The sequence below is a fragment of the Aminobacter sp. P4_D5 genome, assembly GCF_056401815.1.
In genome coordinates, this window is sequence record NZ_JBFUIP010000008.1 from 1 (window position 1) to 15,358 (window position 15,358).

17 protein-coding genes and 1 pseudogene are annotated in these 15,358 nt (G+C 61.7%); 8 read left to right on the forward strand and 10 right to left on the reverse strand.

The features are described from left to right. Positions 1 to 194 (forward strand): hypothetical protein (locus AC1DWF_RS03300; RefSeq protein WP_476786330.1); only part of this gene is annotated, 194 nt, incomplete at its 5' end. 37 nt (positions 195 to 231) lie between these two features. Here AC1DWF_RS03300 and AC1DWF_RS03305 read toward each other — a convergent pair. Continuing rightward, positions 232 to 363, reverse strand: coding sequence for a hypothetical protein (locus tag AC1DWF_RS03305; RefSeq protein WP_476841450.1), 132 nt, complete (start codon positions 361 to 363; stop codon positions 232 to 234). 308 nt (positions 364 to 671) lie between these two features. Here AC1DWF_RS03305 and AC1DWF_RS03310 point away from each other — a divergent pair, with 308 nt between their 5' ends. Continuing rightward, positions 672 to 1,409: a DUF599 domain-containing protein gene (locus AC1DWF_RS03310; protein ID WP_476786329.1), complete on the forward strand. Its 738-nt coding sequence runs from the start codon at positions 672 to 674 to the stop codon at positions 1,407 to 1,409. Here AC1DWF_RS03310 and AC1DWF_RS03315 read toward each other — a convergent pair. The 6 genes from AC1DWF_RS03315 to AC1DWF_RS03340 form a co-directional block, all read right to left on the reverse strand. After that, the gene (locus tag AC1DWF_RS03315) at positions 1,358 to 2,155 is read right to left on the reverse strand and encodes a YdcF family protein (protein WP_476841451.1); all 798 of its coding nucleotides are present in this window, start codon (positions 2,153 to 2,155) and stop codon (positions 1,358 to 1,360) included. The two genes, AC1DWF_RS03310 and AC1DWF_RS03315, sit on opposite strands and share 52 nt — an antisense overlap. Before the next feature lie 24 nt (positions 2,156 to 2,179). Then, positions 2,180 to 3,661 carry an Asp-tRNA(Asn)/Glu-tRNA(Gln) amidotransferase subunit GatA gene (gatA, locus tag AC1DWF_RS03320; protein ID WP_476787584.1) on the reverse strand — a complete coding sequence of 494 codons (1,482 nt, stop codon included), beginning with the start codon at positions 3,659 to 3,661 and terminating at the stop codon, positions 2,180 to 2,182. A gap of 17 nt (positions 3,662 to 3,678) precedes the next feature. After that, complete coding sequence (locus tag AC1DWF_RS03325; RefSeq protein ID WP_476841452.1) at positions 3,679 to 4,140, reverse strand: GNAT family N-acetyltransferase; 462 nt, start codon at positions 4,138 to 4,140, stop codon at positions 3,679 to 3,681. Between the two features lie 3 nt (positions 4,141 to 4,143). Beyond that, positions 4,144 to 4,431: an Asp-tRNA(Asn)/Glu-tRNA(Gln) amidotransferase subunit GatC gene (gene gatC / locus AC1DWF_RS03330; protein WP_476786375.1), complete on the reverse strand. Its 288-nt coding sequence runs from the start codon at positions 4,429 to 4,431 to the stop codon at positions 4,144 to 4,146. Between the two features lie 82 nt (positions 4,432 to 4,513). After that, positions 4,514 to 4,933 carry a hypothetical protein gene (locus tag AC1DWF_RS03335; protein ID WP_476786376.1) on the reverse strand — a complete coding sequence of 140 codons (420 nt, stop codon included), beginning with the start codon at positions 4,931 to 4,933 and terminating at the stop codon, positions 4,514 to 4,516. Between the two features lie 35 nt (positions 4,934 to 4,968). Continuing rightward, positions 4,969 to 5,676, reverse strand: a complete 708-nt coding sequence (locus AC1DWF_RS03340) for a metal-dependent hydrolase (RefSeq protein WP_476787586.1) — start codon at positions 5,674 to 5,676, stop codon at positions 4,969 to 4,971. Between the two features lie 177 nt (positions 5,677 to 5,853). Between AC1DWF_RS03340 and ruvX the strand changes: the two genes are divergently transcribed. Beyond that, positions 5,854 to 6,339: a Holliday junction resolvase RuvX gene (gene ruvX, locus AC1DWF_RS03345; protein ID WP_476786378.1), complete on the forward strand. Its 486-nt coding sequence runs from the start codon at positions 5,854 to 5,856 to the stop codon at positions 6,337 to 6,339. On the opposite strand, the gene AC1DWF_RS03350 is transcribed toward ruvX, so the two are convergent. Together AC1DWF_RS03350 and AC1DWF_RS03355 are read right to left on the reverse strand one after the other, a co-directional pair. After that, complete coding sequence (locus AC1DWF_RS03350; protein WP_476786379.1) at positions 6,306 to 6,617, reverse strand: DUF6105 family protein; 312 nt, start codon at positions 6,615 to 6,617, stop codon at positions 6,306 to 6,308. The genes ruvX and AC1DWF_RS03350 overlap by 34 nt on opposite strands. 201 nt (positions 6,618 to 6,818) lie before the next feature. Next, positions 6,819 to 8,447 (reverse strand): acyl-CoA dehydrogenase family protein, encoded by a 1,629-nt coding sequence (locus AC1DWF_RS03355; protein WP_476841453.1) that lies wholly within the window; start codon positions 8,445 to 8,447, stop codon positions 6,819 to 6,821. Between the two features lie 184 nt (positions 8,448 to 8,631). Here AC1DWF_RS03355 and AC1DWF_RS03360 point away from each other — a divergent pair, with 184 nt between their 5' ends. The 4 genes and pseudogenes from AC1DWF_RS03360 to AC1DWF_RS03375 all read left to right on the forward strand — a co-directional run bounded on the left by AC1DWF_RS03360 (position 8,632) and on the right by AC1DWF_RS03375 (position 12,277). Then, positions 8,632 to 9,597, forward strand: a complete 966-nt coding sequence (locus AC1DWF_RS03360) for an aspartate carbamoyltransferase catalytic subunit (RefSeq protein WP_476785791.1) — start codon at positions 8,632 to 8,634, stop codon at positions 9,595 to 9,597. Next, positions 9,594 to 10,880: a dihydroorotase gene (locus tag AC1DWF_RS03365; protein ID WP_476785792.1), complete on the forward strand. Its 1,287-nt coding sequence runs from the start codon at positions 9,594 to 9,596 to the stop codon at positions 10,878 to 10,880. Before AC1DWF_RS03360 ends, AC1DWF_RS03365 begins: the two co-directional genes overlap by 4 nt. A gap of 28 nt (positions 10,881 to 10,908) precedes the next feature. Beyond that, positions 10,909 to 11,520 carry a glycerol-3-phosphate 1-O-acyltransferase PlsY gene (gene plsY, locus AC1DWF_RS03370; protein ID WP_476787588.1) on the forward strand — a complete coding sequence of 204 codons (612 nt, stop codon included), beginning with the start codon at positions 10,909 to 10,911 and terminating at the stop codon, positions 11,518 to 11,520. Beyond that, positions 11,517 to 12,277, forward strand: a pseudogene (locus tag AC1DWF_RS03375) (DNA-processing protein DprA). Before plsY ends, AC1DWF_RS03375 begins: the two are co-directional and overlap by 4 nt. Here AC1DWF_RS03375 and AC1DWF_RS03380 read toward each other — a convergent pair. Continuing rightward, entirely contained in the window at positions 12,236 to 12,388 is a 153-nt protein-coding gene (locus tag AC1DWF_RS03380; RefSeq protein ID WP_476787590.1) for a hypothetical protein, read from the reverse strand. The pseudogene AC1DWF_RS03375 and the gene AC1DWF_RS03380 overlap by 42 nt on opposite strands. Positions 12,389 to 12,739: 351 nt before the next feature. Here AC1DWF_RS03380 and topA point away from each other — a divergent pair, with 351 nt between their 5' ends. After that, positions 12,740 to 15,355, forward strand: coding sequence for a type I DNA topoisomerase (gene topA / locus AC1DWF_RS03385; RefSeq protein ID WP_476841454.1), 2,616 nt, complete (start codon positions 12,740 to 12,742; stop codon positions 15,353 to 15,355). Positions 15,356 to 15,358: the final 3 nt, after the last annotated feature.

Here is a 15,358-nt window from a genome sequence, read left to right on the forward strand (position 1 = left end):
ATCTTGAACAGGTCGAATACCGAAAGAAACAAATCTCACTCCCTGCGACGGCTACTTGTATCGCATATGTATACGATCATTCCGCCCTTTTCACGCTTTCCGCTAGACGCCATCCGACGTGGTCTGCTCAGCGCGCAACATTTGAAAAAACTGCTGATTTACGCAAGGCCACGATGCAAAAAAGCGCGGCCTGAACCGCGCTTTTTGTATCCAATCCTGAAGGGTTATTGATCAGCCTGCTGCCACGACCGCTGCATTTTCAGCGCCGCTGCTAACCAGCCAGGCAAGAACAAGAAAAACCGCAAAGCCAATCACTGCCTTGGCCGTAAGGCCCCAGCAGGATTTCTGAACGCCGTCATCCATGATGTATCGCAAAACCCTTGTGGTTCGGTGAGCCGGMGGTATGTCCGCTGTTCCAGCTCGTCCCGAGTGGGAGTGCTGGATACGACTTTGCCGTCGCCTTCGCAACTGCAAAAAATGGCGAAAGCATGGCGAAATCTGCATGGCAGCCATGCCGCCATCAACTCAATTTTAATTAAATCAGATACTTATGCCAAATTTGTCGTTCATGGATCTTAAACACCTGTGACGACACCACGGCAGGTGGGCACACTCGAAATCCGACGGATAGCCGTGCTAGTTTCCCGCCAATGATCAACGATTCCTTCTCTATGACCGGCCCGTTGAGCGGCCTCGACATTGCAGCGCTGGCATTTTTCCTCGCTGGCTGGATATTTCATGCGCTTGGCGCCGAGGGGCATATCGTCAAGCGCCTGTCGCTGACGCGCGCAATGAATGCCCAACGCGCCGCCTGGATGGCAACGATGGCACGGCGCGAGGTCAGGATCGTCGATACCTCGATCATGAACGGCTTGCAGCAAGGCACCGCGTTTTTTGCCTCAAGCTCGCTGATTGCGGTTGGCGGCTGCTTTGCCTTGCTCGGCGCGTCCGACCGCGTGCTCGCCATCTTGAGCGACGTGCCGCTGGCGGGAGCAACGGCGCGCCCGCTGTTCGAGATCAAGGTAATCGGCCTGATCATCATCCTTGCCTATTCGTTCTTCAAATTCGGCTGGGCTTACCGGCTGTTCAATTACTGCTCGATCCTGATCGGTGCGGTGCCCCAGATCGGCAGCCGTAGCGAGCCAGACGCTGAGATTGATCTCGCTGTGATGCGGGCAACCCGTATGAACCAGCTTGCAGGCAAGCACTTCAACGCCGGGCTGCGGGGCGTTTTCTTTTCGATCGGCTATCTCGGCTGGTTCGTCGACGCGCGCGTGTTCTTCGTCACTACGGTCGTGCTGCTCGCCGTGCTGATCAGGCGCCAGTTCTTTTCGGAGGCTCGCCAGGCGGTCCTGATTCAGGATCCAGGTGCGGGAAACGGCCGGTCGATCCGGCCGGACAGCCAATAGGCCAGCAGGCCGACCCATTCGCGTATCGCCATCGTGGTGTTCTGCAGCGAATCGGCAGGATTATCGGTGAACAGGCCAATGCCCTCCTGACCCGATGTGCGGTAATCCACCGGCCAAGCAACGACCGGAAATCCGGCCTTGGCAAACAACGCCATCGATCGCGGCATATGGAAGGCCGAGGTGACGAGCAGCCAGGTTTCGCCTGGCTTGGGCGTCACGAGCTCCTTGGAGAACTGCGCATTCTCGTAGGTGTTGCGCGAACGGTTTTCGAGGATGAGCCGGTCGCGGGCCACGCCAAGCGCTTCGAGCAGGCGCGGTGCGGTGTCGGCGTCGCCCTCGCCGTCCAGCGTCAGCGCGCCGTTGCCGCCTGAAACGACGATCCTGGCGTCAGGATAGCGSCGGGCAAGGATYGCGGTCTCGACCATGCGGTCGCCACCGSWGTTSAGCTCATAGCCGCCGCGCRCAAGATTGATSGCGCCTTCGAAACCRCCRCCGAGCACGACGATGCCGTCGACCTTGGCCGGCGTTGCCGGGCGCTGGAAACGCTCTTCCAGCGGGTTGAGCATCAGCGAGCCGAGTGAGGTCCAGGTGGCAAGCGCCAGGATCAACAAGGACACGAAAGCCGTGGTGCGAAAGAAGCGCCGGCGGCCAAAGAAACTGGCAACGAGCCCGGCCGCAAGCAGGAAGATCGCAAAATTAAGCGGCTGGGCGAAGAACCAGAAGATTTTGGAGAGGTAAAAGAACATCCATTCAAGGCAGGCGCTATGCGCCTACCACCACTTCTCCGGCTGGAAACGTCCTGCTGCCTGCTCGATGACATGAGCAGTCTGGAACAGCGTTTCTTCATCGAACGGCCGGCCGATGAGCTGGAGACCGAGCGGCAGGCCGTTGCCGTCGAGGCCGGCGGGAACCGCAATGCCAGGCAGGCCGGCCATGTTCACCGTCACCGTGAAGATGTCGTTGAGGTACATCTTGACCGGATCGGCGGCCATGTCCTCGTCGGCGACGCCGAAGGCTGCCGACGGCGTTGCCGGCGTCAGGATGACGTCGACGCCAGCCGCGAAAGCCAGTTCGAAGTCGCGCTTGATCAGCGTGCGCACCTTCTGGGCCTGGAGGTAATAGGCGTCGTAGTAGCCCGCCGACAGCACATAGGTGCCGATCATGATGCGGCGCTTGACCTCGCGGCCGAAGCCGGCGGCGCGGGTGTTCTCGTACATCTCGATGATGTCCTTGCCCGGCACGCGCAGGCCGTAGCGGACGCCGTCGTAGCGGGCGAGGTTCGATGAAGCTTCGGCGGGCGCCACGATGTAGTAGGCCGGCAGCGCGTATTTGGTGTGCGGCAGCGAAATGTCGACGATCTCCGCGCCGGCATCCTTGAGCCAGGCGATGCCCTTCTGCCAAAGTGCCTCGATATCGTCAGGCATGCCTTCGACGCGGTATTCCTTGGGAATGCCGATTTTCATGCCCTTGAGAGACTTGCCGATCGCCGCTTCGTAATCCGGAACCGGCAGGTCGACGGAGGTGGTGTCCTTGGCGTCGACCGACGCCATCGACTTGAGCAGGATCGCTGCATCGCGCACGTCACGGGCGATCGGGCCGGCCTGATCGAGCGACGAGGCGAAGGCGACCGTGCCCCAGCGCGACACGCGGCCATAGGTTGGCTTGATGCCGACCGTGCCGGTGAAGGCCGCCGGCTGGCGGATCGAGCCGCCGGTGTCGGTGGCGGTGGCGCCAGCGCACAGGAAAGCCGAGACTGCGGCAGCCGAACCACCGGACGAGCCGCCCGGCACCAGCTGCTTGTTCGAGCCGCCCGCGCGCCAAGGATTGATCACCGGGCCGTAGTAGGAGGTCTCGTTGGACGAGCCCATGGCGAACTCGTCCATGTTGAGCTTGCCCAGCATGACCGCGCCGTCGGCCCAAAGATTGGCCGTCACTGTCGATTCGTAGCGCGGCTTGAAGCCGTCGAGCACATGGCTGCAGGCCTGGGTGTGCACACCTTCGGTGGCGAACAGGTCCTTGATGCCGAGCGGGATGCCCTCAAGCGCGCCGCCCTCGCCCCTGGCGAGCCTGGCGTCGGAAGCCTTGGCCATGTCGCGCGCCTTGTCGGGCGTGGTGGCGATGTAGGCGTTGAAGATCGGATTGGCCTGTTCGATGGCAGAGACATAGGCTTCGGTCAGCTCGGAGGCCGTAATCTCCTTGCCGCGCAGCTTCTCGCGCGCTTCGGCAATCGTCAGTCTGGTCAGTTCGGTCATGGCGAAATCACTTCGGGTCACGCAGCCGAAAGCTGCTTCTGATAGAACACGGAATAAGGCGAATCCGGATAGTCGAGCACCGGGCCGCAGCGGGTAAAGCCCGCCTTTTCATAAACGGCCCAGGCGGCAGGATGCTGGTCGCCGGTTTCAAGAACAAGTGTGTCGAGCTTCTCGGACGCCGCAGTGTTGATGATTTCGGCGAGGATCGTCTTGCCGACGCCCTGGCCTTGCCATTGCGGCCGTGTGAACATGCGTTTCACTTCGCCTAAGCCGGCCGAATGCCGCTTCAGAGCCCCACACCCCACCACCTTGCCCTGATCGCGCGCGATCCAGACGRTGACAGATGGATCGGCCATCTGCTCGACGGTGAGGTGATAGCAGGCTTCCGGCGGCGAGAGCGTATGCAGCACGGTGTTCAGCTCAGCGACAAGCTCGCGAACTTCGTCCTGCAACGGGCTTTCAACAGCGATGGTGACCAAGGCCTACTCCAACACTTTCGGCACGAGGAAGAAATTCTCGTCAGTGGCTGGCGCGTTGGCGACGATGTCGGCGGCCTTGTTGCCATCGGTGACGGCGTCGACGCGCTTTTTCATGTCCATCGGCGTGACCGACGTCATCGGCTCGACGCCGGAGACATCGACCTCGTTGAGCTGCTCGACGAAGCCCAGGATCGCGTTCAATTCGCCGGTCATGCGCTGGGCATCGTCCTCGCTCACCGCAATACGGGCAAGATGCGCAACGCGCTTGACGGTCTTGAGATCAACGGTCATCGAAAAACTCCGGAAAGCCGGTAAATTGGTCTGGTCGGGCTATAACGGCGCAGCGCGGCGCGCGCAACATGGATGATCATGCTCACGGCATGGTGACGCCGTCGCACAGGTAATAAGTCCCGGCATTGTCGGTCTCGCCGCCCTCGGGATCGACGTCGCGGACCGAAGAGAGTTCCAGTTGCGTCGGGCTCAGTTCAAGGATGGAAAGCATGTCGGGGAACAGATGCCCCGGCTCCTGGCAAAGTGCGGTCACCGCCCATGCAGGCGAGCGCGTTGCCCTGGTGACGTTAAGGAATTCGCAATTGTATTCGACACTTTCGATGCCGCGTGCCGACAGCACCAAGCTCCCGGCATCGATCACCGTCTGCAGCGATTCTTTCTTGGCCTGGGCGCAGAGTTCCTCGGATTGCAGATAGACGCCCTTGATGACGTCCTCGGCGGATGCCGCCGAGGTGGAGAACACGAAAGCTGAAAACGCTACGAAAGATCGCCAGTTTTTCATTGCCAATCCCCCATCCCGCCACCTGCGGCGCGCGATTAAATGTCTATAGCCACACCTACTTTTGGAAGCACCACATCGACGCCCGAGCCTTCGAGGCCATCGACGAATTTTTCCGCCGTCTGGTCGATGATCGGGAAGCTGGCAAAATGGCACGGCACGACCGTTTCGAATTTGAAGAAACGCCGGCAGGCAAGGGCTGCCACCGCACCACCCATGGTGAAGCGGTCGCCGATCGGCACGATACCGATGGCCGGCTCGTGCAGTTCGTTGATCAATGCCATGTCCGAGAAGATGTCGGTGTCGCCCATATGGTAGAGCGTGCGCTCTTCGGCGAAATGCAGCACCAGGCCGCCAGGATTGCCGAGATAGGTGTTGGTGCCGCCAGGCACACTGGCCGAAGACGAATGCTGGGCGGCAACGAAGGTGGTGGTGAAGCTGCCGCAATCGACGGTGCCGCCGATATTGCCGGGATTGATCTGCTTGTCACTGACGCCTTGGCCCACGAGAAACATGCAGATTTCGAAATTGGCGACCAGCATGGCGCCCGTCTTCTTCAAGATGGCAGCGGCGTCGCCGATATGATCGTCATGGCCGTGGGTCAACAGCACATGGGTGACGCCCTCCGCCGCTTGCTCCCAGGATTTGCCCCAGGAAGGATTGCCGCTCAGGAACGGGTCGATCAGGATCTTGGCATCAGCCACTTCGATGCGGAAAGCCGAATGTCCGTACCAGGTCAGTTTCATCGTTTCGGCACTCCTCGCAATTTCGTTGCCTGAAGGATAGAACGCGCCAAGCCTCTGTCAAAGGGGCTGGAGCCTGTTCCATTCCGAATGAATCGGAATGAGCTCTATATTCTTGGTGGAGCATGAACTTTTCCGAAAACCGGCTCCGTTCATGCTCTGTGTCAAAAGGAACGCCGCTTGGCCATCGCCACCATTGAAGAATTGCCTGCACTGCTTGCCGGCGGCAAGACGCTGGCTGGGCTCGACCTTGGCGACAAGACGATCGGCGTGGCGGTATCAGATCGCGGCCTGTCGTTCTCGCATCCGCGGCCGGTCATCATCCGCAAGAAGTTCACGCTCGATGTCGCGGCACTGCTGGCCATGCTGGCCAAGGAAAACACCGGCGCGATCGTGATCGGCTTGCCGATCAACATGAACGGCTCGGAAGGCCCGCGGGCGCAAAAATCGCGCTCGTTCGTGCGCAACGCAGCCAATTTGACCGACTTGCCATTCATGTTCTGGGACGAACGGCTGTCGACTGTGGCGGCTGAGCGCGTGCTGATCGAGATGGATGTGTCACGCAAGAAACGAGACGGGCGCATCGATTCGGCCGCAGCCGCCTTCATCCTGCAGGGTGTGCTTGACCGGCTTCAGACGCTAGGCGCCGATTCGGCTGAAAAGTAGCGCGCCCGCAATACGCGGACCCTCTCCGCGATGAGCTTGCGGCGGCGGTATGCCCAGATCGCCAGAATGATCAGCGAGTCAACGAAGAATGCCTTGGCCATCATCCATGGGATCGTCGCGGGATCGACGCCGAGCAATTCGCCGTAGAGTTCGAAGATGGCAAGATTGAACCGGCGCGAGAGCATCCAGTAGCCGAAATGCATGTCGTTGATCGACGCGAAGTACCAGCCCCAGAAAAGCACCAGCGGTGCTGCCCAAATTGCAAAGATATAGCGCATCAGACGCACTCCTCCGCACGCGACTTCGCGACATCAGTGTCCGGCAAGTGGGTGGCAAAGGCCCGCATCGGGAATCCTGCTTCTTTGCAAAGACAGTGAGCCCTGCGTTCACGTCATGCAACGTAAACCATTCATTAAGGTTAACAGATCAAAGGCTGGCGCCAGCCTCGCCCCGGCCACCGCGAAACGCGACTTCAGCTCTCAGCCGACCTGTGGATAAAGCGTATCGATGATCAGCCGCGAATCGTGGCGGGCATCGAGCATGCCGTAAGTGCCGCGCCATTGGCCGGCGAGACGGGTCTCAATGAAGGCATCGGCGATGCGCCCTGCTCCCATGCGACGCAGCTCCGCGGCTGCTGCCGAAATGGCGAGCTGTTCGGTGAGAATGCGTGCCGAGCCTTCGTCGGACTTCGCAACCTGCATGGCGGCCCTGAGAACGCCTGATATRCTGCGCCCACCCGCGCCGAGGTCACGTTCGATGCCGGCAAGGACATCCTCGAACAGGCCTGGCGCACGCTCCAGCACGCGCAGCACGTCGAGCGCCATGACATTGCCTGAGCCTTCCCAGATCGCGTTGACCGGCGCCTCGCGGTAGTAGCGCGCCAGTGGCGCTTCCTCGACATAGCCGTTGCCGCCGAGGCACTCCATCGCTTCATAAAGAAGACCCGGTGCAATCTTGCAAACCCAGTATTTGACCACCGGCGTCATGGCGCGCGCAAAGGCCGCCTCGCCCCGATCGGAAGCAGCTTCGTCGAAGGAGCGCGCCAACCTGAAGGCAAGCGCGGTCGCGCCAGCCACATCGAGCGCCATGTCCGCAAGCACGCGCTGCATCAAAGGTTGGTCGACCAGATTGGCGCCGAACACCTGGCGATGGCGCGTGTGGTGGACAGCTTCCGCGAGCCCCGCTCGCATGAGAGCCGACGAGGCAACCGCGCAGTCGAGCCGCGTCAGCGTCACCATGTCCATGATGGTCTTGATGCCGCCGCCGGGCTCGCCGACCAGATCGCCGATGGCGCCCTGGACTTCGACCTCGGCGGAAGCATTCGAGCGGTTGCCGAGCTTGTCCTTGAGGCGCTGGAATTCCAGCCCGTTGGCCGTACCGTCGCTGAGGATGCGCGGAACGAGGAAACAGGTAAGCCCTTCCTGTGCCTGCGCCAGCATCAGGAAAGCGTCGGACATCGGTGCCGACATGAACCATTTGTGGCCGCTGAGCCGGTAAAAACTGCCCCCGGCGCGCTCAGCCTTGGTCGTGTTGGCGCGCACATCGGTGCCGCCCTGCTTTTCGGTCATGCCCATGCCGAGCGTCAGTCCAGCCTTTTCGATCGGCGGCTTTTGCGCCTGATCATATTTGCGGGTGGTGACGCGCGGCGCCCATTCGCGAAACAGCTTTGGGCTCGCCATCAATGCGGCCAGCGAAGCGTTGGTCATGGTGATGGGGCACAGATGCCCGCATTCGAGCTGCGCCGTAAGATAAAAGCGTGCGGCACGCACCTGGTGGCGGCGTCCGGTTTCGGTCCCGCCGTTTTCCCACACTGAAGAATGCAGCCCACCTGTTATCGAGCGCCGCATCAGCGCGTGATAGGCTGGGTGGAACTCGACCTGGTCGATGCGTCGGCCCTGACGGTCGTGCGTCTTGAGCTTCGGAACCTCGCTGTTGGCCAGCCGCGCAAGGTCCTGCGCMTCCTGGTTCAAAACGAAACGGCCCAGCCCGTCCAGGTCGCGGCGGACCGGCTCGGAAAAGCTCTCTGCAATCTGGATCAGCAGTGGATCGCCGCGCCAGGCATTGCTGCCCGTCAGCGGAGGGGGCTGGTTCGGCACGTCCTGCGTCACGCCTTGTCCTTCATCGGTGTGGGCGACGGGCACGAATCCGCRGCCATGGCCGGCTTTATAACTGAAATGCTTATCGATAGCTTATGGCCCAGCTTGGAAACGACGAAAATCCCGTGGGAGAACTTTCATCATTGAAATGCCGGCTTGCGGGTCACTTAAGCACAGCCTATAGCACCGCCTTGAGATGACAGACCTTTCGTCCCTGCCGCCCTACCCGCACCGCCATCTTCTTGGCATCCGCGACCTTTCCCCATTGGATATCGAAATATTGCTCGACCGCGCCGACGCGGCCGTGTCGATTTCGCGCCAATCGGAGAAAAAGACGTCGACGCTGCGCGGTAGAACCCAGATCAATCTGTTCTACGAAGCCTCGACGCGGACGCAGTCGTCCTTCGAGCTCGCCGGAAAACGTCTCGGCGCCGACGTCATGAACATGTCGGTGGCAAGCTCTTCCGTGAAGAAGGGCGAGACGCTGATCGACACGGCGATGACGCTGAACGCGATGCGGCCCGACATATTGATTATCCGCCACCAGTCGGCGGGAGCCGCAGCCCTGCTTGCGCAGAAGGTCGGCTGCTCGGTGGTCAATGCCGGCGACGGCGCGCATGAACACCCGACACAGGCACTGCTCGACGCGCTCACCATCCGCCGCGCCAAGGGCCGCCTTGCCCGCCTCACGGTGGCGATCTGCGGCGACATCCTGCATTCGCGCGTCGCACGCTCCAACATCCTGTTGCTCAATGCGCTCGGTGCGCGCGTCCGTGTCGTCGCGCCCTCGACGCTGCTGCCTTCCGGCATTGCCCAGATGGGCGTCGAGGTGACGCAGTCGATGGCCGACGGCCTCAAGGACGCCGATGTCGTCATGATGCTGCGCTTGCAGCGCGAGCGCATGGCCGGTGCCTTCGTGCCTTCGGTGCGCGAGTATTTCCGCTACTACGGCCTCGATGCTGAAAAGCTGAAGGCCGCGAAGCCTGACGCGATGGTGATGCATCCGGGCCCGATGAACCGCGGTGTCGAGATCGCCTCGGAAATTGCCGACGGTCCGCAAAGCGTGATCCAGGAACAGGTGGAAATGGGCGTCGCCGTCCGCATGGCGGTGATGGAAGCACTGCTCGACCCACGCCGCAATCGCGACGGACACAACGCATGAGCATCACGGTTTTCCAGCGCGCCCGCATCGTCGACCCCTCGCGCGCCATTGATGAGACCGGCTCGGTCATCGTCGATGGCAAAAGGATCGTCGCGGCCGGTGCCGACGCACTCAACCAGGGCATTCCCAGCGGCGCAGAAGTCATCGACTGCGCTGGCAAGGCTATCGTGCCTGGCCTGATCGACGGCCGTGTCTTCATCGGCGAGCCAGGTGGCGAGCACCGCGAAACGATTGCCTCGGCAAGCATCGCCGCTGCATCAGGTGGTGTCACATCCATCGTGATGATGCCCGACACGGACCCGGTGATCGACAATGTCGCACTGGTAGAGTTTGTACTCAGGACCGCCAAGGAAACCGCATCGGTCAACGTCTTTCCGGCTGCGGCCATTACCAAGGGGCTCGAAGGCCACGAGATGGCCGAGTTCGGCCTGCTGCGCGAAGCAGGTGCCGTCGCCTTCACCGACGGCCGCCACACGATCGCCAGTTCGATGGTGATGCGCCGGGCGCTGACCTATGCACGCGACTTCGACGCGGTGATCGCGCATGAGACGCAGGACGCAGACCTTGCCTCGTCGGGCGTGATGAACGAAGGGCTCTACGCCAGCTGGCTCGGGCTGTCGGGCATTCCGCGCGAGGCCGAAACCATTCCACTCGAACGAGATCTGGCGCTCGCCCGTCTGACGCGTGGCAATTACCACGCCGCCAAGATTTCGACCGCCATGGCGGCAGCCGCTGTTTTGCGCGCCAAGGCTGACGGGGCCAAGGTCACCTCGGGCGTTTCGATCAACAGCTTGTCGCTCAACGAAAACGATGTCGGCGAATATCGAACCTTCTTCCGCCTGGCGCCGCCTTTGCGTGCCGAGGAAGACCGCATCGCCATGGTCGAGGCGCTGAAGGACGGCACCATCGATTTGATCGTCTCCTCGCATGACCCGCAGGATGTCGACACCAAGCGCCTGCCTTTCGCCGATGCCGCCGTCGGCGCGATCGGACTGGAGACGCTGCTGGCCGTGGCATTGCGCCTGCATCACAATGATGACGTGCCTTTGTTGCGCATCATCGAAGCGCTTTCGACCGCACCGGCAAAACTGTTCGGCCTGCCCGGCGGCACGCTCAAGCCTGGCGCGATTGCCGACTTGGTGCTCGTCGATCTCAACGAGCCGTGGGTGGTACGAGAGGCCGACATTCGCTCACGTTCCAAGAACACCTGCTTCGAAGGCGCCAGGCTGCAAGGCAAGGTCTTGAAAACCTTGGTCGCTGGACGCACAGTGTTTTCGGCCTGACGGGCCACGGGGGAGTAGACGTATCTTGATGCCGGATGACATTTTTCCGACGGCGCTGCATGTCCTGATTGCCGCTGCCGTGTTCGGCTATCTCTTGGGTTCGATTCCATTTGGTTTGCTGCTGACGCGCGCGGCCGGCCTCGGCGACGTGCGCAAGATCGGCTCTGGCAATATCGGCGCAACCAACGTGCTGCGCACAGGCAACAAGAAACTGGCAGCTGCAACGCTGCTGCTCGACGCGCTCAAGGGCACCGTAGCTGTGGTTGTCGGAGCATACTGGAGCCACGATGCCGCCATCGCTGCAGGCTTTGGCGCGTTCATTGGCCATCTCTATCCGGTCTGGCTCGGCTTCAAGGGCGGCAAGGGCGTCGCCACCTATCTTGGCGTGCTGTTTGGCCTGTCGGGGACCGGCGCGCTGGTCTTCGCCGTGACCTGGCTGCTGGTCGCCTTCGTCAGCCGCTATTCGTCGCTCGCCGCACTGGCCGCAGCCGTTGCGGTGCCGATCGCACTCTACATGATCGACATGCCCAAGGCCGCGAGCCTGCTGGCGTTGATGAGCGTCATCGTCTTCTTCCGGCACCGCGCCAACATCTCACGGCTGCTTGCCGGCACAGAATCGCGGATCGGGTCAAAGGGATGAGCCAACCCGCCGCCGGGCCGCATCTCAGCGACCGGCAGCGGCTTCATTGGCTGCGCCTCATTCGCACCCCAAATGTCGGCCCGGCTAGTTTTCGCGGGCTGATCGACCGTTTTGGCTCCGCCGAAACCGCAATCGAAATGCTGCCCGAGATCATGATGTCGGGCGGGGCGAACCGGCTGGTTCGCACTCCTTCCGTCGCCGAGGCCGAAGCGGAACTGGAGCTGGCTCGCAAATGCGGGGCGCGCTTTGTCGCCATCGGCGAGCACGACTACCCCCCCGCATCGTCGCCGGCATGGCGCTTGGGCTGGTTGTGGTCGAAGCAGCGCAACGTTCGGGATCGCTGATCAGTGCGCGTCTTGCAGGGGAAATGGGACGGCTGGTCTTTGCCGTGCCCGGGTCCCCGCTCGACCCCCGCGCCGCCGGCACCAACGGATTGCTCAAGGATGGTGCAACACTGGTGACGGAGGTCGGTGACATCCTGGAGGCGCTGGTGCCGCTTGTGGGAGGCAAGCCCTTGCTGCCGACCAGCCTGGAAGAGCCGCCAGACTTTGCTGCGACACCGCCGCCGGCAGATAGCGAGCGCGCCCGCGTCATCGAGGCGCTGGGGCCAGTACCCGTCGAAGTCGACGAGCTGATCCGCCACGCCGGGCTGCACCCGGCGCAGATTTTCATGATCCTTCTGGAACTCGATCTTGCCGGTCGGCTCGAGCGCCACTCAGGCGGACGTGTTTCCCTTGTTGAGCCCGACGCTAGATGATGGCCGCTCGCTGCGGATGACATCGCCAGCCTCGACATAGGCCATCTCGATCAGATAGGCGAGCATGCCGCAACGTTCGGCATCCGCCATGATACGGAGTTGGCCCAGCATCGACTGGATGTAGTCCAGCGTTTCGGCTCGCCTTTGTGTTGCGCCAGCTTGTGCATCAGTGGCTTTCCCTCTGCCGCCGCGTACTGAAGCGTGAGATTCAATGCCGATCCAGAGCCGAAGCAGACACGGAAAACAGGCTCAACCGGCAATGGCAAAAATGTAGCAAATCTACTAACAATTGCAATGCAGACTATCAATATACCCTAGGTTGTATTCCCGCCGTCCACTGCCGTTTTTGGGTCCCTCCCCTTGACCGAACCGAAAAGCGCGGCCATGTGACGTGCGAATTGAAAATTCTTCGCCACGCGCCGTAGTCGTTGTTTTGGCGCTTTACTGGAAAATCAGCCACATATGGACGTCGTTGTCGTCGAGTCACCGAACAAGGTGAAAAGCATCAACAAGTATCTGGGTCGGAACTATAAGGTTCTGGCCTCGTTCGGCCATGTCCGCGATCTGCCCGCGAAGGACGGCTCGGTCAAGCCGGACGACGATTTTGCCATGTCGTGGGCGGTCGACGCTGCGTCGTCGAAAYGGCTGAGCGACATCGCCAAGGCAGTCAAGGAGGCCGACGGCCTGATCCTCGCAACCGATCCGGATCGCGAAGGGGAAGCCATCGCCTGGCACGTGCTCGAGGTGCTGAAGCAAAAGCGCGTGCTCAAGGACAAGACGATCAAGCGCGTCGCTTTCAACTCGATCACCAAGCAGGCCGTGCTCGAGGCCATCGCCAATCCGCGCGAGATCGACCCTCAGCTGGTCGACGCCTATCTGGCGCGCCGCGCACTCGACTATCTGGTTGGTTTCACCCTCTCGCCTGTGTTGTGGCGCAAGCTGCCGGGCGCCCGCTCGGCCGGCCGCGTCCAGTCGGTGGCGTTGCGCTTCGTTTGTGACCGCGAGACCGAGATCGAGCGCTTTGTGCGCGAAGAATACTGGCAGGTCGCAGCCATACTTGGCACGCCGCGTGCGGAAAAATTCGACGCAAGGCTTACCGTCTTTGACGGCAAGAAACTGCAAAAGCTCGACATCTCCTCGCAGGCAATGGCCGACGACATCAAGGCGATGCTCGACGGGGCGAGCTTCAAGGCACTGTCGGTCGAAGCCAAGCCGACCAAGCGTAATCCGGGACCGCCCTTCACCACCTCCACGCTGCAACAGGCCGCATCCTCGGGCCTCGGCTTCTCCGCAAGCCGTACCATGCAGGTAGCGCAGAGGCTCTATGAAGGCATGGAGATCGGTGGCGAGACCGCCGGTCTGATCACCTATATGCGTACCGACGGCGTGCAAATGGCGCCCGAAGCGATCGAGGCCGCCCGCGAGGCGATCGGCAAGGAGTTCGGTGCAAAGTACCTGCCCGAAAAGCCGCGCCATTACACGACCAAGGCCAAGAACGCCCAGGAAGCGCACGAGGCCATCAGGCCGACTGATTTTTCGCGGACGCCGAGCGAGATGCGCAAGTTTCTCGATGCCGACCAGGCACGGCTCTACGAGATGATTTGGAAACGCGCCATCTCCAGTCAGATGCAGCYGGCCGAGATTGAGCGCACGACCGTCGAGATCGAGGCGCGCAACGGCGCAAGGACCGCCGGTCTGCGCGCCGTAGGCTCCGTCACCCGCTTCGATGGGTTCCTCGCCGCTTATACCGAGCAGAAGGATGAGGATTCGGAGGACGAAGAAACCCGTCGCCTGCCCGAGATCCGCGCCGACGAGGTGCTCAAGCGCGAAGCCATCAACGCCACGCACCACACCACCGAGCCGCCGCCCCGCTACTCCGAAGCGAGCTTCATCAAGAAGATGGAAGAGCTCGGTATTGGCCGGCCGTCGACCTATGTCGCGACGCTCAAGACGCTTGAAGACCGCGACTATGTGAAGATCGAAAACCGCAAGCTCATGCCTCAGCCCAAGGGCCGGCTTGTGACCGCGTTCATGGAGAGCTTTTTCCGAAATTACGTGGAATACGACTTCACCGCCTCGCTCGAAGAAAAACTCGACGAAGTCTCCGACGGCAAGCTCGCCTGGCGCGACGTGCTGCGCGATTTCTGGAAGGACTTTTCCGGCGCGGTCGACGAGATCAAGGAACTGCGCGTCACCGACGTTCTCGACGCGCTGAACGAAGAACTCGCGCCTTTGGTCTTCCCCGAACGCGAGGACGGCTCGAACCCGCGTATCTGCCCGAAATGCGGTACCGGCAACCTGTCGCTCAAGCTCGGGAAGTACGGCGCCTTCGTTGGTTGTTCGAATTATCCCGAATGCGGCTTCACCCGTCAGCTCGACGGCCCCGGCGCAAATGGCGACAATGGCGGTCTCGAAGACGGCACCAAGGTGCTGGGTACCGATCCCTATACCAGTGAAGAGATCACGCTGCGCAGCGGGCGATTCGGGCCTTACATCCAGCGCGGCGATGGCAAGGAAGCCAAGCGCTCCAGCCTTCCCAAGGGCTGGACGCCGGCATCCATCGATCACGAAAAGGCGCTCGCTCTGCTGGCGTTGCCACGTGACGTTGGCCAGCACCCCGAATCCGGCAAGATGATCTCGGCCGGTCTCGGCCGTTACGGTCCGTTCGTGCTGCATGACGGCGCCTATGCCAATCTTGAAAGCATCGAGGACGTGTTCTCGATCGGCCTGAACCGCGCCGTGACCGTGATTGCCGAAAAGCAGGCCAAGGGCAAAGGTGGCCGGGGCGGCGGAACGCCGGCAGCACTCAAGGATCTGGGCGAGCATCCAGCCGGCGGCGGTAACATCACCGTGCGCGATGGCAAATACGGTCCCTACGTCAATTTCGGCAAGGTCAACGCTACCTTGCCGAAGGGCAAGGATCCGGCGACTGTTACGGTGGAAGACGCACTTGCATTGATCGCTGAAAAAGAAGCGAAAGGCGGCGGGGCCAAGAAGCCGGCCCGCGCGGCGGCCAAAAAACCGGCCAGCAGCGCAGCTAAGAAAACCGCCGCCAGCAAGACCAAAAAGAAGGACTGACGC